Below are 20818 nucleotides of genomic sequence, written 5' to 3' on the forward strand. Positions count from 1 at the left end.
ATTTGCTTGGTGACAATAGCGTTTTGGACCCACCTGATCCCATGCCGAACTCAGTAGTGAAACGAAACAGCGCCGATGATAGTGTAGCATTTGTTATGTGAAAGTAGGTCATCGCCAGGCTCCAAATAAAGAAAGCCCGACTCATAGAGTCGGGCTTTTTTACGTCTGCAGGAAAGTGAAAAAGTGAGCAAGGTGCAAGGTGGTCAATGTCGCTCAGGCGTTCATCTGAAAGCAATACACCCCCATATATCGGTTGTCGCGATAAATCACGAGCTACATCGTACTGAGTTAATACCAATCTGCATAAAGATTAAGTCAATTTTATCCAATCTCTCATTTTTAACCGTACCAGGAACTGAGATGGATCCATTCCACGCTTGCGATACCTGTTCGACTATTTCTTCATAACCACTAAATACACGATTTGATAGACAGTGTTGCCGTAGCCAACTCCATACTTGCTCCATTGGGTTTAATTCTGGGGAGTAAGGTGGAAGCTTTATCAACGTTATATTATTAAATGGTTGTACAGTATCAATAAATAGTATGTCAACCAGCACCATCAACGATCACAACTACTGACGTCCCGGCTCTGTGGCTTTTGATATTAATTCCATTTATTGATACTGCCGCGTGCTGTATTTAGCCGCTTAGCAATATTCGTTCTGTCTTCGCCCTCAAAGAATAATGAAACAGCAAGCAAGCGTATACGCTGGCATTACATTTATGTCACCACAAAGGAATGCTATTAATACGTTAAGATTATTATTTGTAAATTGCTGATTTTTTTGCTTGTTTAAATTTGACTTTTACTTGTATTTTGTGTTATTTGGCAGAATCTTCTTTTGGGTTTATAATGGCTCTATCAGTGGTTAATAAGGAAAAATAAGTAATCATTTAAGTTATATACCATATCAAATTAATCAAGAAAGGAGGTGCTAACTAAAAATACCTCTAAGTTATCCAATCGTAATGTATCATTTCAATAGCCCACAAGCACAACTCTACTGCAAACAAAAATAAACAATACACGTCAAGGTAACCTTAATGTGGGTTCAGTTGTGCCTTTAAATAAGGAAAAATAATGGAAGAAAAGAATAATAAAAGTAATTATAAAGACTGTGTTTTCGTCACAATTAATACCTATAAGGAAAAACCAGAAGTAAAACAAGAAAGTTCTGATTCAAGTGGTTTTCTTGGTGGATATGAGGTTTTTTGTTCATTGTATTTGAACACATATTTGACTACATATTGGAATTAACATTCAATTGGGTTGGTTTTACTATCTTCCCTCATATAGTGAATTTCTTGATAATTAATATTCCTTTAGAGTATTTAGCAATTCTCCACAATCTGATTGTTTAATATGAAATGTTGGCACTTGTTAATAAAAAGTATCTAATTTTTATTGTAAAAATAATGTTACAAATTAGATGGTAGAAAGCCCTCGCAGTTAAGAGGGCTATTTCTTTCTAACCTAGCTTGAGTCTTTTTACCAAATCATCACTACAAATTCAGGATGATCGACAAATGGATTGCGATTACCTTGATGCTCAAATGCGGCTTGGTTTCTATCTAGTTCAAGTTGACTGACAGGATCACTATTATGCCAATTAACCAACATAGTTACCGCCCAGTTTTCAAACACTTGGTTTGATGTGCCATTAAGTACTGCGTTGCTGTAAGTGGTGTTATTTTGCCAACTACCAATAACGTTCTCATAACGTGTTGCCATATAAAAGTAGGCGCGAGCAAAGTCACCTTTAAATTCATCAATTGGCTCAAATACAGTGCCTGAATAATTTAATGAACTTGAAGCGGTGCCAAGTTTGCTGCCATTGCTTGAGGTATATGTTGCGCTGCCTACATCACCAAATGGAAAGTTACTGCGTTTTGAATTAACGTAACCATCGGTTGCAAAAATATGATGTACATCCGAGTTCATAGGTTCAACTTTACCGCCAAACCAGCTCTTAGGAAAAGAGTGTTCTCGATTGTAGCAATCGCCTTCACTGCGATAAGTTCCGCATTGATTAGTCACTGCTACATAATTAAAGCTATCTTGCCCGGCTGGTTTTTCTGAATAGCGATCGAGAATTGAGTTGTCATTTTCAAAATACTTATCACGAGATGCGCTATCGTAAAAACTCCAAATGGCAGAATAACCCTGTGAGTTATGACCTTTAATAATATTATAAAGCTCAGTTTTTAAAGCGTAGCCTGTAAGTCCCTGTGTAGTCACATAATAGCCTGTAGGGTCAACGGGTGGGGTAACAGGATCGGTATTGCCTAATGTGAAAGGTGTAGCTTGTGAGTGCTCAAAGCTAGCGCCGTTGGCAATGGCTGTTTGTCCTTGGTTTAATGTATAGCTGCCATTGCCAAATGAGCAGCAGATACCATCACCATAGCTGTCAAAAATACTAAAGGTGTAATCACCATCAATAAGGCAGGCTTGTTCGTTATAAGTTGTGTTGCCGGTATAACTGCTACCCGATGCAACCGTAATATTTTGGTGATTGGTAATTTGCCAGCTGGTTTCTTCGCCATAGTTATCGGTTGCGAGTGTTAAATCTACAGTATTATCAGCACAGCCTGGCGGTGGGGGTGTAACCGTTGCGGTTGGTGTGAAGCTATCTACATACACAGTCTCATTGCCATCAAAGCCATTTACATCGTAAAAACGCAGTCCAACAGCAATAGTGGTGTTGCTCGAAGCGGTGTATTGATAACTTATTTCTTGCCATTGGTTTAATAGTGCCGGATTTGAATAGCTTTGATAACCGTTGGCGAATAGGCGCGCTTTAACACCTCCTTCAGTGTGGTAAACCCACGTTGAGAATAAATAACTTTGTCCCGCTTCTACGTTAACTTGCTGTAATAGATCAGTGCTACTTTGGCTGGCGGTTGTGACGACTACTTTAGCAGCTAATACTCCCGAATTAACTACTGAGCTATTCGCTGAAAGAGCAATGCCAGAATCAATTGTACTCCAACCTTCTGGTGCACCGTTTACCCAATTTTCAAAGCCACCATTAGTAATGGTGGCTGCGCTTGATAGTGAAGTACACAATAGTGTACTGGCTAGTATGTGCTTTTTATATGTCCCGTGTGACATGGTGTTTCCTTTTATTTTATTTTTATGTTCTATAACTGAACCAGAATAATATACCTTACAACTTCCATGTTGCATAATTGTTAATGTTCAGCTGTTTGCAAATATAAGTGATTTAATTATGAACTATTTTTGTTACCGCTTTATTTACTATTTATAAGTAAAAGCTTAAATTGCTCAAATTTTAGCTTTTAATCTGTTTTTGAAGGTATTTATATAAGTTCATAACTAAATGGAATAACAAAGCAGATTCTATTCTTTTTTTATTCGCCCATACCCCGTTATTCTTCACACTCAAAGAATCCTCTAAGGCTAGATTGTAGCCATAGAGTTGAGGCAAATTTTAGGCAAAGTGATTAACTTAAATAGTGTCACTTCGCAGATAACTTTCAGGGTTACGGGGAATCAATTCATGTTGTTAGGTCAACTTAATGCGCTAGCAAGTCCGCTATCGCAAGAGCAAGTACAAAAGCTGCAAGGTTTAGTGGCTGAGCTTAATCCAATTCAGCAAGCTTGGGTAAGTGGTTACCTTGCTGCGAATGCCAATACGGCCAACTTAGGTGGTGTTGTAGGTGCTGCGCCAAGTGCAGGTGAGGCGGCAGCGTTGACCATTTTATATGGCTCGCAAACTGGTAACTCAAAAGGCGTTGCAACTAAGCTCAAAGAACAGGCTGAATCACGTGGTTTAGCCGTGAAACTAGTAAGCATGTCTGATTACAAACCAACAGCCCTGAAAAAAGAAAAATTCCTTACGGTCGTGGTTTCAACTTACGGTGAAGGTGAGCCGCCAGAAGATGCGGAAACATTGCATGAATTTTTAGCAACCAAAAAAGCACCTAAGCTTGATGGTGTTAAAATAGCGGTTATTGGTTTAGGCGATTCAAGCTATGAGTTCTTCTGCCAAACGGCAAAAGATTTTGAAGAGCGTTTAAATAAATTAGGTGCAGAGACTATTTATCAGCGCGCTGATTTAGATGTTGATTATGATGATGAAGCGGCAACGTGGATCACGGGTGCACTTGATGCGTTTGAACCTGATTTAAAAGCGCAGCAAGGTGCAACTGGTGGGCAAGTGGTTTCATTTGGTGCACCAGCAATTGCTGCCAGCCAATATACCAAGCAAAATCCATTTGCGGCAGAGCTGAGTTTAGTACAAAAGATTACTGGCCGTGATTCAACCAAAGATGTTCGTCACGTTGAAATTTCATTAGAAGGCTCAGATATTACCTATACGCCGGGTGACTCACTAGGTGTTTACTTCCTAAATGATGAAGCATTAGTTGATGAAGTGCTGACACTGACTCAAATTGATGGCGCAACGAGCGTAAAGTTAGGTGATGTTGAATTAAGTGTTCGTGATGCATTAATCGAGAAACTTGAGCTCACTCAGTCATACCCTGGCTTTGTTGAAAAATATGCAATCGCGACAGGTACGCCTGAGTTATTAAAGCTAGTTGAAGATAAAGCGGCAATGCGTGAATACATTGAACCTCGTCAAATCTTCGACGTGATCCGTCAAAATCCAGCTGTGCTTGAAGCGCAAACATTAGTTGATTGCCTGCGTAAGTTACAAGCGCGTTTGTATTCAATTGCATCAAGCCAAGCTGAAGTAGAAGACGAAGTGCACTTAACGATTGGCCTTGTTGAATTTGATGCATTTGGTAGCGAGCATTTAGGTGGTTGTTCTGGTTATTTAGCACGTCGTGCTGAAGAAGGCTGTAAAGTTAAAGTATTCAGCGAGCATAATGATAACTTCCGCCTACCAGCGAATGATGAAACACCGGTGATCATGGTAGGCCCAGGTACCGGTATTGCGCCATTTCGTGCATTTTTACAAGAGCGTGATGCCCGTGAAGCATCAGGTAAAAACTGGTTATTCTTTGGTAACCCACACTTTACGCAAGATTTCTTATACCAAGTAGAAATTCAAGGTTACTTAAAATCTGGTCTATTAAGCCAAGTTGATGTGGCGTTTAGCCGCGACCAAGCTGAGAAAGTCTATGTACAAGATAAGTTACGTAGTAACAGCAAAGCCGTATTTGAATGGCTAGAAGCCGGCGCGCACTTTTATATCTGTGGTGATGCAAACCGCATGGCGAAAGATGTTCATCAAGCCTTAGTTGATATCATCAAAGAAAATAGTGGCAAAAACGATGAAGACGCTGAACAGTATTTAAAAGATTTACGTAGCGCCAACCGCTATCAGAAAGACGTTTATTAAAGTTAAACGTTGCTTACTTTGTTAAAAGTTAACAGCCGTCACTGTAACTAATTTAGGATTTACCATGAGCGAACAAGATAAAAACGTAAAGCTTTCTGATAACGAGCGTTTGAAAAGAGAAAGTAACTTTTTACGCGGCACGATTGAGCAAGATTTACAAAATGAGATCACCGGTGGCTTTACTGCTGATAACTTTCAGTTAATCCGCTTCCACGGTATGTATCAACAAGACGACCGTGATATTCGTGGTGAGCGCGCCAAGCAAAAGCTTGAGCCACTTCATAACGTAATGCTACGAGCACGTATGCCGGGCGGTATTATTCAGCCAGCACAATGGCTAGCGATTGATAAATTTGCCGATGACAAAACCAGCTACGGCAGTATTCGTTTAACGACCCGTCAAACATTCCAGTTTCACGGTGTATTAAAGCCAAATATTAAAGGCATGCACCAAATGCTTGATAGCGTGGGCATTGACTCAATCGCTACAGCTGGGGACGTTAACCGTAATGTACTGTGTACAACTAATCCAGTTGAGTCTGAGCTTCATCAAGAGGCGTACGATTGGGCTGCGAAAATTTCTGAACATTTATTACCAAAAACTAAAGCCTATGCTGAAATTTGGTTAAATGGCGAAAAAGCACAGACCACAGAAGAGCCAATTTTGGGGTCTAACTACTTACCACGTAAGTTTAAAACTACGGTAACCATTCCGCCAAATAACGAAGTGGATGTGCATGCGAATGACTTAAACTTTGTAGCAATTGCTGATAACGGCAAGCTAGTTGGTTTTAACGTTTTAGTGGGCGGTGGCCTTGCTATGACTCATGGCGATACTGCAACGTACCCACGCAAAGCCGATGACTTTGGCTTTATCGCGTTAGAAGATACGCTAAAAATTGCTGAGCATGTGGTATCTGTTCAGCGTGATTGGGGTAACCGCTCAAACCGTAAAAATGCAAAAACTAAATACACGCTAGACCGTGTAGGGTCTGATGTATTTAAGGCCGAAGTTGAAGCGCGTTCAGGTGTTAAATTTGCACCGAGTCGCCCGTTTGAGTTTACTCATCGAGGGGATCGCATTGGTTGGGTTGAAGGTATTGATGGTAAGCATCACTTAACATTATTTATTCAAAGTGGTCGTATTTTAGATTACCCAGGTAAACCACTTAAAACAGGTTGTCGTAAAATTGCAGAAGTTCACCAAGGTGATATGCGTATGACGGCAAATCAAAATTTGATCATTGCCGGTGTGCCAGCAGATCAAAAAGCAGTGATTGAAGAAATTGCCCGTAACCATGGTTTGATTGACGACAAAGATTCAGAGCAGCGTAAAAATTCAATGGCATGCGTGGCACTGCCAACATGCCCATTAGCGATGGCAGAAGCTGAACGTTACTTACCAAGTTTAATTGAAAAAACCGAAGCGTTACTTGCTAAGCATGGTATTCCTGATGACAGCATCATTATGCGTGTTGTTGGTTGCCCAAATGGCTGTGGCCGCGCAATGCTTGCAGAAGCAGGTTTAGTTGGTAAAGGCCCAGGTAAATACAATGTGTACTTAGGTGGTAACCTTGAAGGCACACGTATTCCTAAGTTGTATTTAGAAAATGTCGGTGAAGATGTATATCTAGAAGCCTTTGATAAATTAATAGGTCAATGGGCGAGTGAACGTAATGACGGCGAATGTTTTGGTGATTTTGTGATCCGCAAAGGCATAGTCGCTGAAGTTAAAGTCTCAGTCACCGACTTTTACGCATAATTTAAAGCCGATGCAACACATCGGCTAAGGTTTGGAATTTACTATGAGTGAATTTAAAAACATTTTAAAGCTTGATAAAGAAAGCCAAGCAGCGATGCTGGCTGACGCAAATGGCATGCTTAAAGAGCTAACTGCTGAGCAGCGTGTAGCGTGGGCACTTGAAAATTTGCCTGACACACAATTTTTATCATCAAGCTTTGGTATTCAAGCCGCTGTGATGTTGCATTTAGTAACCTCGCAAAAGCCAGATATTCCCGTGGTTCTTACTGATACTGGTTATTTATTTCCAGAGACCTATCAGTTTATTGAGCAATTAACCGAGCGTTTATCACTGAATTTAAAAGTGTATAAATCGCACCTTAGCCCAGCATGGCAAGAGGCTAAATTCGGTAAGCTATGGGAGCAAGGTGAAGCGGGTATTAAGCAATATAATCAGCTTAATAAAGTTGAGCCAATGACTCGCGCATTAAAAGATATTGACGCAGGCACATGGTTTAGCGGCTTACGTCGTGATCAAGCATCATCGCGCGCTGATAAGCAAGTGATTGAAATTAGCCGTGGCACAGTGAAAGTTTATCCTATTATTGAATGGTCAAACCGTGATGTGTATCAGTACCTAACTAAGCACGGTTTATCGTATCACCCATTATGGGAGCAAGGTTATGTGTCGATGGGAGATGTGCATACTACACGTAAGTTAGAGCCGGGTATGACTGAAGAAGAAACGCGTTTCTTTGGCTTAAATCGCGAATGTGGTCTACATATTGACGGCGATGGAATTTAATTCTTTTTAATTAGTATTATTTTAAAAACGCAGCACACGCTGCGTTTTTTTGTAAATGTAGTATGCTTAATAACCAGTTTGTTATGTGAATCGCATTTATGAAACAATTCTGTCTGCTTTTTTTCTTACTTATGTCAGCTTCTGCAGTTGCGGATAGTTTTCGTATTGCATTGCCTGATGAAGACTACCCGCCCTATCATTTTGTGGACACGCAGCATAAAGGTATTTTAAACGAGCTTCTGGTTCTTTTTTCAGAGGCTTCAGAGGTAGATATTGAGTATATATTTGCACCGGAAAAACGATCTGCGAAGATGTTACAGCAAGGCTATGTTGATGCGCGGATGGAATCAGAGGTTTGGCTTATCGGTGATGAATCTTATTATTGGAGCCAAGAAATAGCGATAGTCGAAGACGTACTGGTAGTGTCTCATGGCACTAAGCTAATTGACTTTAAAGAGTTGAATAGTTTAAAAGACGGGATATTACTAGGGCGGTTTGGTTATGTTTATCCAAAATATGAATTACTAGTGAATAGTAACGTACTGCATCGTGAGAACTTTTATTCAGATCTAGATATACTGCAAAGTCTCTATAGTGATACACCTATGAGTAAGCGCTTTACCATTATGTCGAGAGATGTGGTGAATTGGTATATCAAAAAACACCCGCACCTATCGCAATTAGTTATAAGTGATTTCAATGTTGGTAAAGCACCACTTCAGTTGCAATTTTCATACACTCCAAAGGGAAGAAAGCTTGTTCGAGAGTTTAATCTTTTTTTAAAAGAGCTGAAAGAAAGTAAAGAGCTTGCTAGTATAATTAGCCGCTACCAGTAAAGGTAGTTTATGAATGGCTTACTTTTAACCCAAAGGATTGATTATGAAATATTTTGCGTACTTAGCAACAATGATCTTGCTAATTAGCATTACAGCCTTATTTTACTTACAGCGCCCAGATGGTGAAACGTGGTTAAATAGTGAAGATATCGGCAGTACATCGAACAATATTAAAGAGCAAATGGTCGCTTTGTCGAGCGGAGCTTTAGATCATGCGGTTGATGCTGTAGTAAAAACAAGTAATCAGGTTGTAGAAAAAATATCAGGTGATAGCACTGAAAAAGCCACTACAATTTACAAATGGCAAGATAAAAGTGGTCAATGGCATTACTCAGATCAACCAAACCCTGATGGTAAAAGTGAGCGATTAGTACTCGATCCTAAAGATATTACAGTCATTGCAGCCGAAGACACATCAATATTAAAAGGGAGTGCAAAAGCTGGTAATTTAACTCTTCCTAAAAGCTCAAATAGTGTTTATGACCCGGTGGTAATTAAAAAGTTATTCGATGATGCAGAGCAAATAAAGACAAAGTTAGAGCAACGCACTCAAGCTTTAGAGTCGAATAATTAAGCCTATAGGCTAGGGTTGGAGTGAGGCTGTATTGTTAGCAAAAAACTGATGATCATCGACGCTAGGAAGATTATACTGAGTTAACCATTGTTGGGTTAATTTATCCAATTCCCCTGAGTGCATCATTCTCATTAGAGCATCATCAAATTCATCTCTAAGGGCTGATTGTTGAAATACAATATATGAGCCGTCATAGTTTAAAATATCGCGATAAATAAATTGCTTAGGGCTTAATTGGGTTAAGTGTGCTGTATTCCAATAAAATACAAGGTAGTCACCTATACGTACATCAATACGATTAGTGTGCAGCTGTTTGTTAAGTGCTTGTTGGTTACCAATCTCTGAGTAATTTATGTTTTTTTGCTGCGTTAGTTTACGGTAATCATTACCAAATAATTGTGACGCACCAATAAAGCTCGCTACAGTGAGATCTTTTAAATCGCTTAAGTTGGTTATGTTTTCCGCCCATTCGGATGAGTGCATAATCACTCTATTCATAAACTTGATTCTAAACCGTGAAGGAAATGCTCCTTTGGGTGGCTGAGCTGTGTAGTTAATGGCAATATCTGCGACTTGATTATCAAAATAACGTTGAATTGCATCGTTATTTAACGGGATGATTTTTAGCTTGGTATAACCTTGCTTATTAAGAACGTCTACGACGACATTATCAAAGAAACCATTACCGATGATTTCATTTTGAATGAAATAAGGGGCGAAGTTTCCAGAAGCGATTGTTAGCTTTTCATGGGCAGCAATGGTATTGGATGAGAGCCCCAGCAGTAATAGACTAATAACTGAGGTGTTTTTAATAAGTCGAAATTTACTCATCTGTAGCATGCTTACTTGTGGGTGCATGTGTTTGGTGTTCAGTTTCTAACTTCATTAGTATGATGGTGAGATAGATTTTTGTTGGTAGAGAAAATAAAACCCCTACCGCAATGCAAATTGCACTAATCATAATGCCGCGGATACTATTTTGTTCGCCAAAAATGTCAGATGTTAATAAATAATGCCCAGCTAAAATAAGGCATATGCCAAGTATGATAAACACCTTAAGTACTTGTATCGTTTTTTGCTCTGTCATACTCGATGCATACCATTGATAACGTGAATTAAGTGTAGCTAATAATTTGTAGGCTGACTTGTTTTACATCAAAGAAATAATAAAGGGCTAAGCAGTCAAGCACTGCAAAGCCCAGTCATCAAAGTGTTTAGTTACTGAGCATATTACGCAGTACATATTGTAAAATGCCGCCGTGTTTGTAGTAATCCCACTCTTTGGGAGTATCAATACGTACATCGGCGCTAAAACTGACTTTTTTACCTTCGTTATTAGTGGCAATCACACACACTTCTTTAGTTTTATCGAACAGGTCTTCAATATCAAACTGCTCTTGACCTGTTAAACCTAAAGACTCGTGACTTTCTCCTGCTTTAAATTGCAGTGGTAGTACACCCATACCAATTAAATTAGAGCGATGAATACGTTCATAACTTTGCGCAATAACGGCTTTAATACCAAGTAATAAGGAGCCTTTTGCTGCCCAATCACGCGATGAACCAGTACCATATTCAGCCCCCGCTAGCACAACTAATGGCACACCTTGTTGTTGATAAGCCATAGCCGCATCGTAAATACTGGCCAATTCATCATCGGGTTGAGTACGAGTTACCCCGCCTTCAGTACCTGGAGCAAGTAAGTTTTTTAATCGAACATTGGCAAAGGTGCCGCGCATCATCACTTCATGGTTACCACGGCGAGATCCGTAGGAGTTGAATTGTGATTTTTCTACGCCATTTTCTTGCAAGTATTCGCCCGCAGGTGCGCTTGCTTTAATTGCGCCAGCAGGGGATATATGATCCGTGGTGACGGAATCGCCAAGTTTAGCTAAACAGCGAGCGCCGCTAATTGCAGGGATACCAGGAGGCTCAATGCTCATACCATCAAAAAATGGTGCTTTTTTAATGTAGGTTGAGGCGTCATTCCAGTCATACAGTTTGCCATCTGGAATTTTTATCTGCTGCCAACGATCATCCCCTTTATAAACATTGCCGTAGCTGGTAGCGAACATTTCTTTAGTGACGGTTTTTTTCACGAGTTCATTTACTTCGCTGACGCTAGGCCAAATATTTTTAAGATAAATATCGTTACCATTAGCATCTTGCGCTAATGGTTCGTTATACACATCAATATCTGTGCGTCCTGCAATTGCATAAGCGACGACCAGTGGCGGCGACGCCAAAAAGTTCATTTTCACATCTTGGTGAATACGCCCTTCAAAGTTACGGTTACCTGATAAAATAGAACTCACTACTAATTTATGTTGCTGAATTGCTTCACTGATTTCATCTGCAAGCGGGCCTGAATTACCAATACAAGTAGTACAACCGTAACCAACAAGGTTGAAGCCTAGTGCATCTAAGTCATCCATTAGATCTGCATTTTTGAGATAATCAGTTACCACTTGTGAGCCTGGTGCGAGCGATGTTTTAACCCATGGTTTAACATTAATACCTAGTTGACGGGCTTTTTTAGCAACTAAACCGGCAGCTAAAATAACACTTGGATTTGAGGTGTTAGTACAGCTGGTAATAGCAGCAATAACACAAGCGCCGTCTTTAAGTTCAAATTCTTGGCCTTTAAAGTTTACCTTTGCAGCGCCCATAAATTGTGCTTCGTTGATTGGCTCGTCAGGATTCGTTGTTGGACCTTCATCTTCAATACGAGCTTGTTGTTCATCACTATTGTCGCGTTTAGCAAGACGTTCATCTTGAAAACCTTTTAAATGCTTACCAATAATATCGCCAGCTTGATCGAGAGCAATTCTGTCTTGGGGACGTTTTGGTCCTGCAAGGCTAGGCACTACATCATTTAATGAGAGCTCTAATGTATCGGTGTAATTGGCTTCATCGCCATCGTTACGCCATAGACCTTGGTGTTTTGCATAATCTTCAATCAGCTTGAGTTGAGTTTCGTCGCGATTGGTTAAACGTAAGTAATTTATGGTTTCATCATCGATAGGGAAAATACCACAGGTTGCGCCGTATTCGGGGGCCATATTAGCTATGGTTGCACGATCAGCCAGTGGTAAATCAGCAAGCCCATCGCCATAAAACTCAACAAACTTACCTACCACCCCATGCTTGCGCAGTATTTCAGTTACCGTGAGTACTAAATCGGTAGCTGTGGTGCCTTCAGGTAAGCGGCCATTGAGTTTCATACCAACGACTTGCGGGATAAGTAAGCTAATTGGTTGTCCAAGCATTGCGGCTTCGGCTTCGATACCACCTACGCCCCAACCAAGTACACCTAAACCATTGATCATAGTAGTATGCGAATCAGTGCCGACTAATGTATCAGGATAAGCAAAGCGTTGACCATTGCGCTCTTCGTTAAATACCACACGAGCGAGATATTCTAAATTTACTTGATGAACAATACCGGTGGCAGGTGGCACGACCTTTAAGTTATCAAAGGCGGTTTGACCCCAACGTAAAAATTCATAGCGTTCTTTATTGCGTTCATACTCAAGTTTGGCATTTAAATCAAAAGAGCCATCTTCGCCGTAACCATCTACCTGTACTGAATGGTCAATTACCAGCTCTGCAGGTGAGAGTGGGTTTATTTTAGCTGGATCGCCACCGAGTCTTTCCATAGCATCACGCATTGCGGCTAAATCAACAATTGCAGGTACGCCGGTAAAATCTTGCATGACTACGCGAGCAGGCGTAAATGCAACCTCAGCGCTGGGCTTGGCTTGTGAATCCCAATTTAGAAGTGCTTTAATATCTTGTTTTTTAATATTAACGCCGTCTTCATTACGCAGTAAGTTTTCGAGTAGTATTTTTAGTGAGAATGGTAGTCGCTTAGCCTGATCGCCTAAACCTTGCAGTGAGTGAATATGAAATTGTTCGCCATTGATTGTGAGTTGTTTTTGGGTGTCAAAACTATTGTTCATTATGTGCCCCTTAATTAGATGAATATCCTTAAATAGTACTTATACCAATCGACTTAAATATTTAACCATTCTAGCGGGCTAAATAAAGCGCTAACTGCGTTATAAATTTTTCATGTAGAACAACTACATGTAAAAATTTCTGCCGTATTTCGCTATAAGTGGTCAGTAACTTAACACGATTGGTATTAAGTGTTATGAGCGTAACCTTTGATTGATTAATTGATTAAAATGCAAAGTGCATACCAGTCTATTTTTGTATTAATTTTATACAAGCAAGTATAGTAGAGATGATGCCGAAAATTGATATTTCAAGCATGAGTGATCAAACCAAGGTGTGCCTCTTAGGCTACTTTATTGTAGCCAAGCTTGTTGTTTGCCTGTGTGGCTCAGCAGTAGCAAAGTAATGGCAATAACGATTACAAATAGTGGCATAAATACGGCGCTGGCACCGAGCAATTCAATACTGTTAATAACGATGAAGTTATAAAACTGTTGAATGAAAATTGCAATAAGTGAAAGTGCAAAAACGTCTCGTGCAATGGCTTTTCTAAGTAATAATAAAATGCAGCCTAGTGCGCCGCCAAATACGGCTACCGCAAAGGCAATCGTTGACCAAAGGGGAATGTTTGAGTAAGCAGCTTGTTGTTCTATAGGCAGTTTACTGATCATATCAGGGGTCATAAATAGCTGCATAATAAACGCAATTACCCCGAGTAAGTTCCAAGCAAGGGCGGCCCAAGCTACGGATTTTAACCAGTCTGGAGGGGTCATAAATTACCTTTTTAATCATTATTCAAAAAGGTAATTTAAGTCGATTACGGCTACTTTTACAAGTCTGGAGTCGATTAACCAAATGAAATAGGACGGCGGCCTGTTTTTTCATCAACCTTTGGTTTTTTAACACGTTTACGTTTGGCTTTTGCGGGGGCATTAGCTGCTTGCTCAGTGTTCTTTTGTGGCTCAGGCTGTGTTGATGGAGCAGAGCGCTCAGCTGGGATTGCAGTTTCACTTAATGTCAGTTGAAAGTGCTCACCATCAAATTCAAGGATGTCGCCACTGTATAATTTTTTCCGCTTGATTGTACAAATTTCATGGTTAACGCCCACGTAGCCCTCAGTGATGAGATTTTTGGCTTGGCCGCCACCTTCGACTAAATCAAGAACTTTTAAGAGTTTGCATAGCTCAATTGGCTCTTCTTCTAATTCAATTTCAATATATTCTTGGTTCATGTTCGATCTCATTAAGGTAGGGCACAGCCTATAGTATAAAGGCTTAGTGTGATTTTTGCATCTAGCTGTCTCAAGTCAGCGAAGCATTAAATAAAATTAATGTGCAACTTTTTAGTGTTTTTCTCTGTCTTTAAGAAAACGGTAGTATTTCACGCGTAGTATCCGCCCGAACAGCTGGCCTGCAATTTGCTATTCGAGTCGAATTCGATATTTAGTTGGCCATTTAATTACAAATGCCGCAGTACTGGAGATTTAAAATGGGCGTTAGATCAGCCATGAAAAAAGAGCTAATGGGCTTGGAAGGTTCGGGATTTATGACCGCTGACGATGTACGATCTGAACTTAGCAAAATTGTAAAAAAAGTGCCTGATAGATCAGATCGTGGTTTTTCTTTAATTTCGCGTTTTAACGACAATCACAGTCAATTGAGTTGCGGTGAAAATAGCAAAGAAAAGCTACTTGAATTTCAGCGGCATCGTTTATTTAAAGACGTTTTGTATACGCGTAAAAGTGTTGATGCGTGGCTTGATAGCCAAGTAAATTAGGTTGCTATAAAAGAGAAACTCAAATAGACTACACTTGTAATCTATTTGAGGTGACTATGAAAAATGGAATTTTAATCGCCATGCTGTTATTACTAACAGCGTGTCAACAACCGACTGTTTATGTATATACGCAAGGCTTAACTGCAATACAAAAGCAGCAACTGACAAAGCAATTACAACTGCAGACATTACCTTATCAATTTACCCAATTGCCTATACCGAAAGAGTTTACTGCGGCTACATTGCTCACCTCACAAGATAAATTACTCACACATGAAACTCAGTCACTTGCTGATATTATGCAGTTGATGGGCTACCAACCACAGCTAAATTATGTATCAGTGGCAAACCATCATTATAGCGATGGTAACATTGGTTTTTACCTACGTGGTGAGCACATTGAGCCGGGCTTTAATATGCCTAAATTAATGCGTACAACTAACTGCTCCGAAGACAGATACAACGATTTACAAGTGACATTTCACGAAAACGTGGTCGCGTTTACATTATTAAATGGTACTCGTGCTCAGTTAGAGTGGGGGCGTTATGAGGACTATGTAATCATCAATTATAGAGGTACTTCGCAGTCATACACGCATTCAACCCCTTTGGTCGCCACACCTTTTGGGGAAAAACCCTCAGATACATTTCGCTATACTGCGCATGTTGGGAGTCCACAATGGCTAAATTGTTCATTACAGATTGTTTATATGGATTAAGGACTGATTGCTTTAGCTTGATCTAATAAACCTATGCTGCGTTTAACGCCTTCGAGCGCAGGTTTAAACTCACTGTTTTTAATTACGCTGGTGACCGGGTATTCAGCCAGCAAACTGGCGTACATTTTTTGTGCGCTGTTACTTATTAGGTATTCAATAAAGCGATTTGCATTATCAGCGTTTGGCGCATATTTGGCGATAGCCACAGTGGTTGTTGATATAGGTGTTAACCCTTGCTGATTTTTAAGCCAGTTGATAGAGAGTTTGCTGGCCATATCGCGATCGCGCTTATTCTGAGAGTTTTGTAACATTGCTAAATAGTAATGATTGGCGAAAGCAAACTGGCATTTTCCCTGCGCTAATGACCTTAGCTGATCTCTATCAGAGCCGCTGGGGCGTTTTACCAATAACTTATTTGCGTGTTGTATCCAAGCTGAGTCTTGGTTGTTATTACTGGCAAGTAGACCAGCAAACAAGGTTTGATTATAACTGTGCTGCCAGTCCCGTACGCAAAATGTTTCTTGGTATTGTGGTTGTTGTAAATCGCCATAGTAGATTGGTGTAGGCACGTGTGTTGTATCGCTGGTAAATAATGCCCGTCCTCGTATTGATACACTTAACCACAGATTATTAGTATCTCGCAGCTGGGTAGGTACATTGATCAGCTGTGCAAAATCGTTGAAAGGTTGTAAAAGGTGGCGATGATTATGCAATTGGGCCAAATCAGCGCTCAGCACTATATCAGCTAAGCTTTGGGCACCATCATTGCTTAAACGACGCAATAGCTCTTGAGATTTACCATTGACTAAATTAACTTTGATTTTAGTGGTTTGTTCAAAATCGTTAAGTAAAGGTGCAATGAGCTCCTGCTTTCGAAAAGAGTAAATGTTAATTTCGCTTTGATTAGCGAACGTAAAATCAGCACTTAGTACCGAAAATAGAAATAAAAGGTAAAGTTTACTTTTAATCATCGCAAATAAGAATTATTATCGTATTTAATTAGTGTACATAATCTAAATGATAAGTCTATATTGTGAAATTAAATATTTTGAAACAGCCTATGCAAATAGGTTACTTACTTTTCGCTTTGTATTTTTTCATGATGCTTTATGTTGGTTCTATATTGCATAGCTACTACCAAAATGAAACGCGGCAAACACTAGAAAAGCAATTAACCACCCATGAGCAGCTTCTAAAGACTAAGTTGTTACATATCTCGCATTTACTTTACTCAATTGACGCCTATCAGCAACTCAATGGATATGAACCTGAATTATTTTTACAACTGGCACAATCACAACTGCAGGGCATTGATGTTCCATTGCGGTTGGAGTCGTATGCGCTAATTAAGCCACAACAACAGCAAGTTTTAACGCAGGCGCTTAAAAAGGCTGGGCATTTTGATTTTAAAATTAAAGGTGTAGAAGCAAATGCCGAGCATATGCTCGTTATAAACCGCGCTGCACCAGTGGCAGAGTATGGCCATACAGTTGGAGAAAGTGTGGCACTTAATAACGCACATGTTGCGCGCTTGCAAGCGAGTAACCAGTTGTATCTTCTCGTCTGGCCAAACCGTGAGAGCAAATGGAGTATTTTGATCGAGCAAGGCGATGTAGATGGTTTTAGACACGTACTAGGGATTAGTTTTTTACTTGATAATCTACTCGATAGTCTTTTTTCAGATGTGTATTTGAGAACAGAGCAGCATTTACAAGTCGCTGTCGCAGACCGTTTGATTTTTAGCTCTGATTGGAAAAATACGTTTTCGTTATCTGAGTTGGCAGCTGGCGCGAGTAGTGAGGTAAATTTTTTTGGTGAGCCTATTAAGCTTACTTTATATAGCAAAGAGCAATTGTCACATTCATTACTCGATGACAGTATTTGTTTGATTATAGCGTTTGAAGTGATTGCACTACTTTGTGGTTTGATGGTGTTACTCCATGTAAGGGCGTTGCTTAATCGTAATGAGCTAGTGAACAAAACAGTGGTTGAGCGTACTGCATGTTTGGCAAAAACGAATCAGCAATTAGAGCGGGAATCCAGTCAGCGGCTTATTGCATTACAGCAGCAACTAGCGGCAGAAAAAAAATATAAAAGTGTGTTTTTAAATAGCCACGAAGGGCTGTTTGTACTAAATGAACATGGCTATATATTGGAGGCTAATCCGGCCTTCCAGCGACTATTATTAAGTAATCATAAGCAATCAACATCAATACGTTTTAGTCAACTAATGGCTGATGAACATTCTCAGCAACAGTGGCTGTCGTATTTACAACAGCAAAGTAATCATCAAGAATTTGAGTGGTTAGGGGTGAATGGTCAAGGCAAGTCGTTGTGGCTAAGGCAAACAGGTAATTGGGCAACACATGATGGGAATCGTCGTTATGAGGGGCGTTTGATTGATATCACTCAGCACACCTTGTTTCATGAGCAATTAAAGTATAAAGCACAGCATGATGGGCTGACCAATTTACTGAACAGGCAAACATTCTTAGATGCGCTTGAAGTAAAAAGAAAAGCCACCCAAGATGATTTTATTTTACTGTATATCGATCTCGATAGATTTAAATTAATTAATGATACTTTAGGGCATATAGCTGGCGATAAACTCCTTATTGAATTTGCCGCCCGAATGCAAATATTAATGGGTTTTTGTAGCTCAATAGCTCGATTAGGCGGGGATGAGTTTGCTATTTTAATTAAAACGCACAAGCTACTACAACCGCTCGAAGGGGTAATGGAGGATTTGCTGGGCGAGATCCGTAGGCCATTTACCTATCAACGGCAGCAATACACGGTGAGTGGCAGTGTTGGCGTGCGACCATTTAAAGCACCCTGTAATGAGTGCACGGCGGAAAAGCTATTGCATGATGCAGATGTTGCTATGTATGAAGCAAAGCGACGCGGTAAAAATGGTTATTATATTTATAGTGATAGTATTGCTGATGAGGTATCACGTAAATTGCAAGTTGAAAAAATGCTGCATGAATCCTCTGTGAGTGATGAGTTAGCATTGCACCTGCAGCCTATGTTTTGTAACCAAGGCCGTAAACTAAATGGTTTTGAAGCGCTATTACGCTGGTATAGCCCAACTTTAGGTCACGTGAGTCCTGCTGAATTTATTCCAATCGCTGAAGAGTGCGGGAAAATAGTTCAACTAGGTCAGTGGGTATTTGAGCGCGCTCTAAGTTTTATTGAGTCACTATCAGGAAATGAAGTATTTATAAGTATTAATGTTTCGCCTATTCAGCTACATAGTCAAGGGTTTTTAGATTGGTTAGAATCACGAATGCAACGGAGCTCTATCAGCTGTCGACAAATAAAAATAGAATTAACAGAGTCGGCAATGATGGCAGAAGAAGACAGTTTAATAGAGCCATTGCTGCGCTTGCATTCGTTAGGGTTTGGTATTTACATTGATGATTTTGGCACAGGCTATAGCAGTTTATCTCGGTTGACATGTTTGCCCGTGACAGGATTGAAGATAGATCGCTCGTTTATTAATGATTTAGAGCACCGTAAAGATTCTTTGCAATTAGTGGAGGCAATTTGTGCGATCGCAAAAAGCTTTAATTTAACAGTAACTGCAGAGGGCATTGAAACTGACAATCAACTTGAAAAAATATCTAAGCTATATTGCCACTACACGCAAGGGTACTTAATGAGCCGACCATTGTCAGAACAATATGCCGAGCAATTATATAACGAGAACTACGCATGTTTGAATATTGCATAAAAAGTATTGACCTCAACTTAGCTTGAGGTTTTAAAGTGTGTGCATACTCTAGATACCCTATATACCTTAAAGGACTAACTATGCCCACTTATATAAAAAACTACCTTGCGACACTATTAGTTAACACGCATGCTCAGCTTGATTTAGATTTAGTCTCACACATGCAAGCCGCGCATTTAGCGCAATACAGCTTTAGCAGCATCAATGCACTACAAGATAAAGTGCTAAGTTTAGAGCCTAAAATATTGTTTGAGCGTTTGATAGAGCAGCGCGAGGGCGGATATTGCTTTGAGCACAATAAAATTTTTCACCTTGCACTAGAGGCGCTTGGTTTTGATGTAAAAATACTTATTGGCCGTGTAATGCTCAATGGCCAAACACAAAACCCACGCTCACATCGTCTCATTCTGCTCACCTTGGATAACAAGCAATATTTAATTGATGTTGGCTTTGGTGTTAGTACACCAATTATACCGCTGCCTATTGATAAATCAGGGTTGCATCAGCAAGGGGTGAATACATACCAAGTAAAACGTACTGATAATTTCATTGAAGTTAAGCAAACTCAGCCAGAGCTCAAATATATTTATCGTATTGAGCTCGGTGAATTTTATGAAAGTGATTGTGAGATTGCTCACTTTTATAGTCATCAACATCAAAGTGCCGCATTTGTAAATAACTTAGTCGTATCGCGTATAGCCGACTCAGAGCGCTTTCTAATTCGTAACAATCAGTATTTTTATTGGAATGAAAAGAACAAGCACAGCACCGAATTAGCCATTACAAGTTCAGCACAATTGTATCAGTTGATTACAGAGGTATTTAAAATTCAGGTACCTGAGACATTCGTTGAGAAGCTGTTTAAATGCAAATTAGCCGCGTGATTCAAGGTAGTCATTTAATTTTGTAATGCGTTCACTCATGCCTTCAATAATACGATCTTTAATTTTTTCGCGGATCACATTAGGTAAGCGAGTCAGTGCTTCAGGTGTAATAGCAAGCACGATAGTGTCGCTTTTGGCGCGTGCACTGGTGCTACGCTCTCGGTTGTTAATAAATGCGCCTTCACCAATAAATTCACCAGGCTCAATTGTGCCTAAGTCAAGTAAGTGGCTGTGTTTATAGACAACAATGGCACCGCTGAGAACAATGTATAAGCGTTTGTCGTTATCAAACTGCTTAAATAAAAAACGGCTTTGGCTAATTAAATATAATTGACTGAATGATTCAAGCAAAACTTGTCGTTCGTTGAGTGAGAACTCTTTAAAAAAATTCAGTCTATTAATAATTTCCATCTGTTTTATGAGAGGAATGTGCTCGATTAACTTCATCAAAAAC

18 protein-coding genes, 1 rRNA gene and 1 pseudogene are annotated in these 20818 nt (G+C 39.9%); 11 read left to right on the forward strand and 9 right to left on the reverse strand.

Annotated elements, in window-relative coordinates; translation table 11 throughout:
• Nucleotides 1–5: 5 nt before the first annotated feature.
• A 5S ribosomal RNA gene (rrf, locus tag HJP15_RS13870) occupies nt 6–120 on the forward strand.
• 146 nt (nt 121–266) lie between these two features.
• Here the strand turns inward: rrf and HJP15_RS13875 are convergent.
• Nucleotides 267–521, reverse strand: a pseudogene (locus HJP15_RS13875) (transposase); the annotation flags it as partial.
• A gap of 563 nt (nt 522–1084) precedes the next feature.
• Here HJP15_RS13875 and HJP15_RS13880 point away from each other — a divergent pair.
• The gene (locus HJP15_RS13880) at nt 1085–1261 is read left to right on the forward strand and encodes a hypothetical protein (protein WP_161803869.1); all 177 of its coding nucleotides are present in this window, start codon (nt 1085–1087) and stop codon (nt 1259–1261) included.
• 231 nt (nt 1262–1492) lie between these two features.
• On the opposite strand, the gene HJP15_RS13885 is transcribed toward HJP15_RS13880, so the two are convergent.
• Complete coding sequence (locus tag HJP15_RS13885; protein ID WP_170174019.1) at nt 1493–3115, reverse strand: endonuclease; 1623 nt, start codon at nt 3113–3115, stop codon at nt 1493–1495.
• Between the two features lie 409 nt (nt 3116–3524).
• Between HJP15_RS13885 and HJP15_RS13890 the strand changes: the two genes are divergently transcribed.
• The 5 genes from HJP15_RS13890 to HJP15_RS13910 all read left to right on the forward strand — a co-directional run bounded on the left by HJP15_RS13890 (nt 3525) and on the right by HJP15_RS13910 (nt 9289).
• Nucleotides 3525–5333 carry an assimilatory sulfite reductase (NADPH) flavoprotein subunit gene (locus HJP15_RS13890; RefSeq protein ID WP_054206909.1) on the forward strand — a complete coding sequence of 603 codons (1809 nt, stop codon included), beginning with the start codon at nt 3525–3527 and terminating at the stop codon, nt 5331–5333.
• A gap of 64 nt (nt 5334–5397) precedes the next feature.
• Complete coding sequence (gene cysI / locus HJP15_RS13895; RefSeq protein WP_054206908.1) at nt 5398–7095, forward strand: assimilatory sulfite reductase (NADPH) hemoprotein subunit; 1698 nt, start codon at nt 5398–5400, stop codon at nt 7093–7095.
• 43 nt (nt 7096–7138) lie between these two features.
• The gene (locus tag HJP15_RS13900) at nt 7139–7879 is read left to right on the forward strand and encodes a phosphoadenylyl-sulfate reductase (protein WP_054206907.1); all 741 of its coding nucleotides are present in this window, start codon (nt 7139–7141) and stop codon (nt 7877–7879) included.
• A gap of 98 nt (nt 7880–7977) precedes the next feature.
• Nucleotides 7978–8715, forward strand: coding sequence for a substrate-binding periplasmic protein (locus HJP15_RS13905; RefSeq protein ID WP_082379081.1), 738 nt, complete (start codon nt 7978–7980; stop codon nt 8713–8715).
• 43 nt (nt 8716–8758) lie between these two features.
• Nucleotides 8759–9289, forward strand: a complete 531-nt coding sequence (locus HJP15_RS13910) for a DUF4124 domain-containing protein (protein ID WP_170174020.1) — start codon at nt 8759–8761, stop codon at nt 9287–9289.
• Nucleotides 9290–9298: 9 nt separating this feature from the next.
• Here HJP15_RS13910 and HJP15_RS13915 read toward each other — a convergent pair whose 3' ends face one another.
• The 5 genes from HJP15_RS13915 to HJP15_RS13935 all read right to left on the reverse strand — a co-directional run bounded on the left by HJP15_RS13915 (nt 9299) and on the right by HJP15_RS13935 (nt 14480).
• Nucleotides 9299–10120 carry a type 2 periplasmic-binding domain-containing protein gene (locus HJP15_RS13915; protein ID WP_170174021.1) on the reverse strand — a complete coding sequence of 274 codons (822 nt, stop codon included), beginning with the start codon at nt 10118–10120 and terminating at the stop codon, nt 9299–9301.
• A complete protein-coding gene (locus HJP15_RS13920; protein ID WP_054452915.1) occupies nt 10113–10376 on the reverse strand; it encodes a hypothetical protein in 264 nt (87 codons plus the stop codon). Before HJP15_RS13920 ends, HJP15_RS13915 begins: the two co-directional genes overlap by 8 nt.
• A gap of 127 nt (nt 10377–10503) precedes the next feature.
• Nucleotides 10504–13251 (reverse strand): aconitate hydratase AcnA, encoded by a 2748-nt coding sequence (gene acnA / locus HJP15_RS13925; RefSeq protein WP_054206902.1) that lies wholly within the window; start codon nt 13249–13251, stop codon nt 10504–10506.
• Nucleotides 13252–13602: 351 nt separating this feature from the next.
• Entirely contained in the window at nt 13603–14022 is a 420-nt protein-coding gene (locus HJP15_RS13930) for a hypothetical protein (RefSeq protein ID WP_054206901.1), read from the reverse strand.
• Nucleotides 14023–14096: 74 nt separating this feature from the next.
• Nucleotides 14097–14480 carry an RNA-binding S4 domain-containing protein gene (locus HJP15_RS13935; protein ID WP_170174022.1) on the reverse strand — a complete coding sequence of 128 codons (384 nt, stop codon included), beginning with the start codon at nt 14478–14480 and terminating at the stop codon, nt 14097–14099.
• Between the two features lie 257 nt (nt 14481–14737).
• Between HJP15_RS13935 and HJP15_RS13940 the strand changes: the two genes are divergently transcribed.
• Both HJP15_RS13940 and HJP15_RS13945 read left to right on the forward strand, forming a co-directional pair.
• A complete protein-coding gene (locus HJP15_RS13940) occupies nt 14738–15025 on the forward strand; it encodes a hypothetical protein (protein WP_054206899.1) in 288 nt (95 codons plus the stop codon).
• Nucleotides 15026–15081: 56 nt separating this feature from the next.
• A complete protein-coding gene (locus HJP15_RS13945; protein WP_170174023.1) occupies nt 15082–15744 on the forward strand; it encodes a hypothetical protein in 663 nt (220 codons plus the stop codon).
• Here HJP15_RS13945 and HJP15_RS13950 read toward each other — a convergent pair.
• Nucleotides 15741–16715, reverse strand: coding sequence for an extracellular solute-binding protein (locus tag HJP15_RS13950; RefSeq protein ID WP_170174024.1), 975 nt, complete (start codon nt 16713–16715; stop codon nt 15741–15743). The two genes, HJP15_RS13945 and HJP15_RS13950, sit on opposite strands and share 4 nt — an antisense overlap.
• 62 nt (nt 16716–16777) lie before the next feature.
• Here HJP15_RS13950 and HJP15_RS13955 point away from each other — a divergent pair, with 62 nt between their 5' ends.
• Both HJP15_RS13955 and HJP15_RS13960 read left to right on the forward strand, forming a co-directional pair.
• Nucleotides 16778–19480, forward strand: a complete 2703-nt coding sequence (locus HJP15_RS13955) for a putative bifunctional diguanylate cyclase/phosphodiesterase (RefSeq protein ID WP_349304634.1) — start codon at nt 16778–16780, stop codon at nt 19478–19480.
• 80 nt (nt 19481–19560) lie between these two features.
• Complete coding sequence (locus tag HJP15_RS13960) at nt 19561–20364, forward strand: arylamine N-acetyltransferase family protein (protein ID WP_054206896.1); 804 nt, start codon at nt 19561–19563, stop codon at nt 20362–20364.
• On the opposite strand, the gene HJP15_RS13965 is transcribed toward HJP15_RS13960, so the two are convergent.
• Nucleotides 20353–20811: a cyclic nucleotide-binding domain-containing protein gene (locus HJP15_RS13965; protein ID WP_054452909.1), complete on the reverse strand. Its 459-nt coding sequence runs from the start codon at nt 20809–20811 to the stop codon at nt 20353–20355. The genes HJP15_RS13960 and HJP15_RS13965 overlap by 12 nt on opposite strands.
• Between the last annotated feature and the right edge of the window lie 7 nt (nt 20812–20818).

Source organism: Pseudoalteromonas sp. NEC-BIFX-2020_002 (genome assembly GCF_013002825.1).
GTDB lineage: Bacteria > Pseudomonadota > Gammaproteobacteria > Enterobacterales > Alteromonadaceae > Pseudoalteromonas > Pseudoalteromonas neustonica.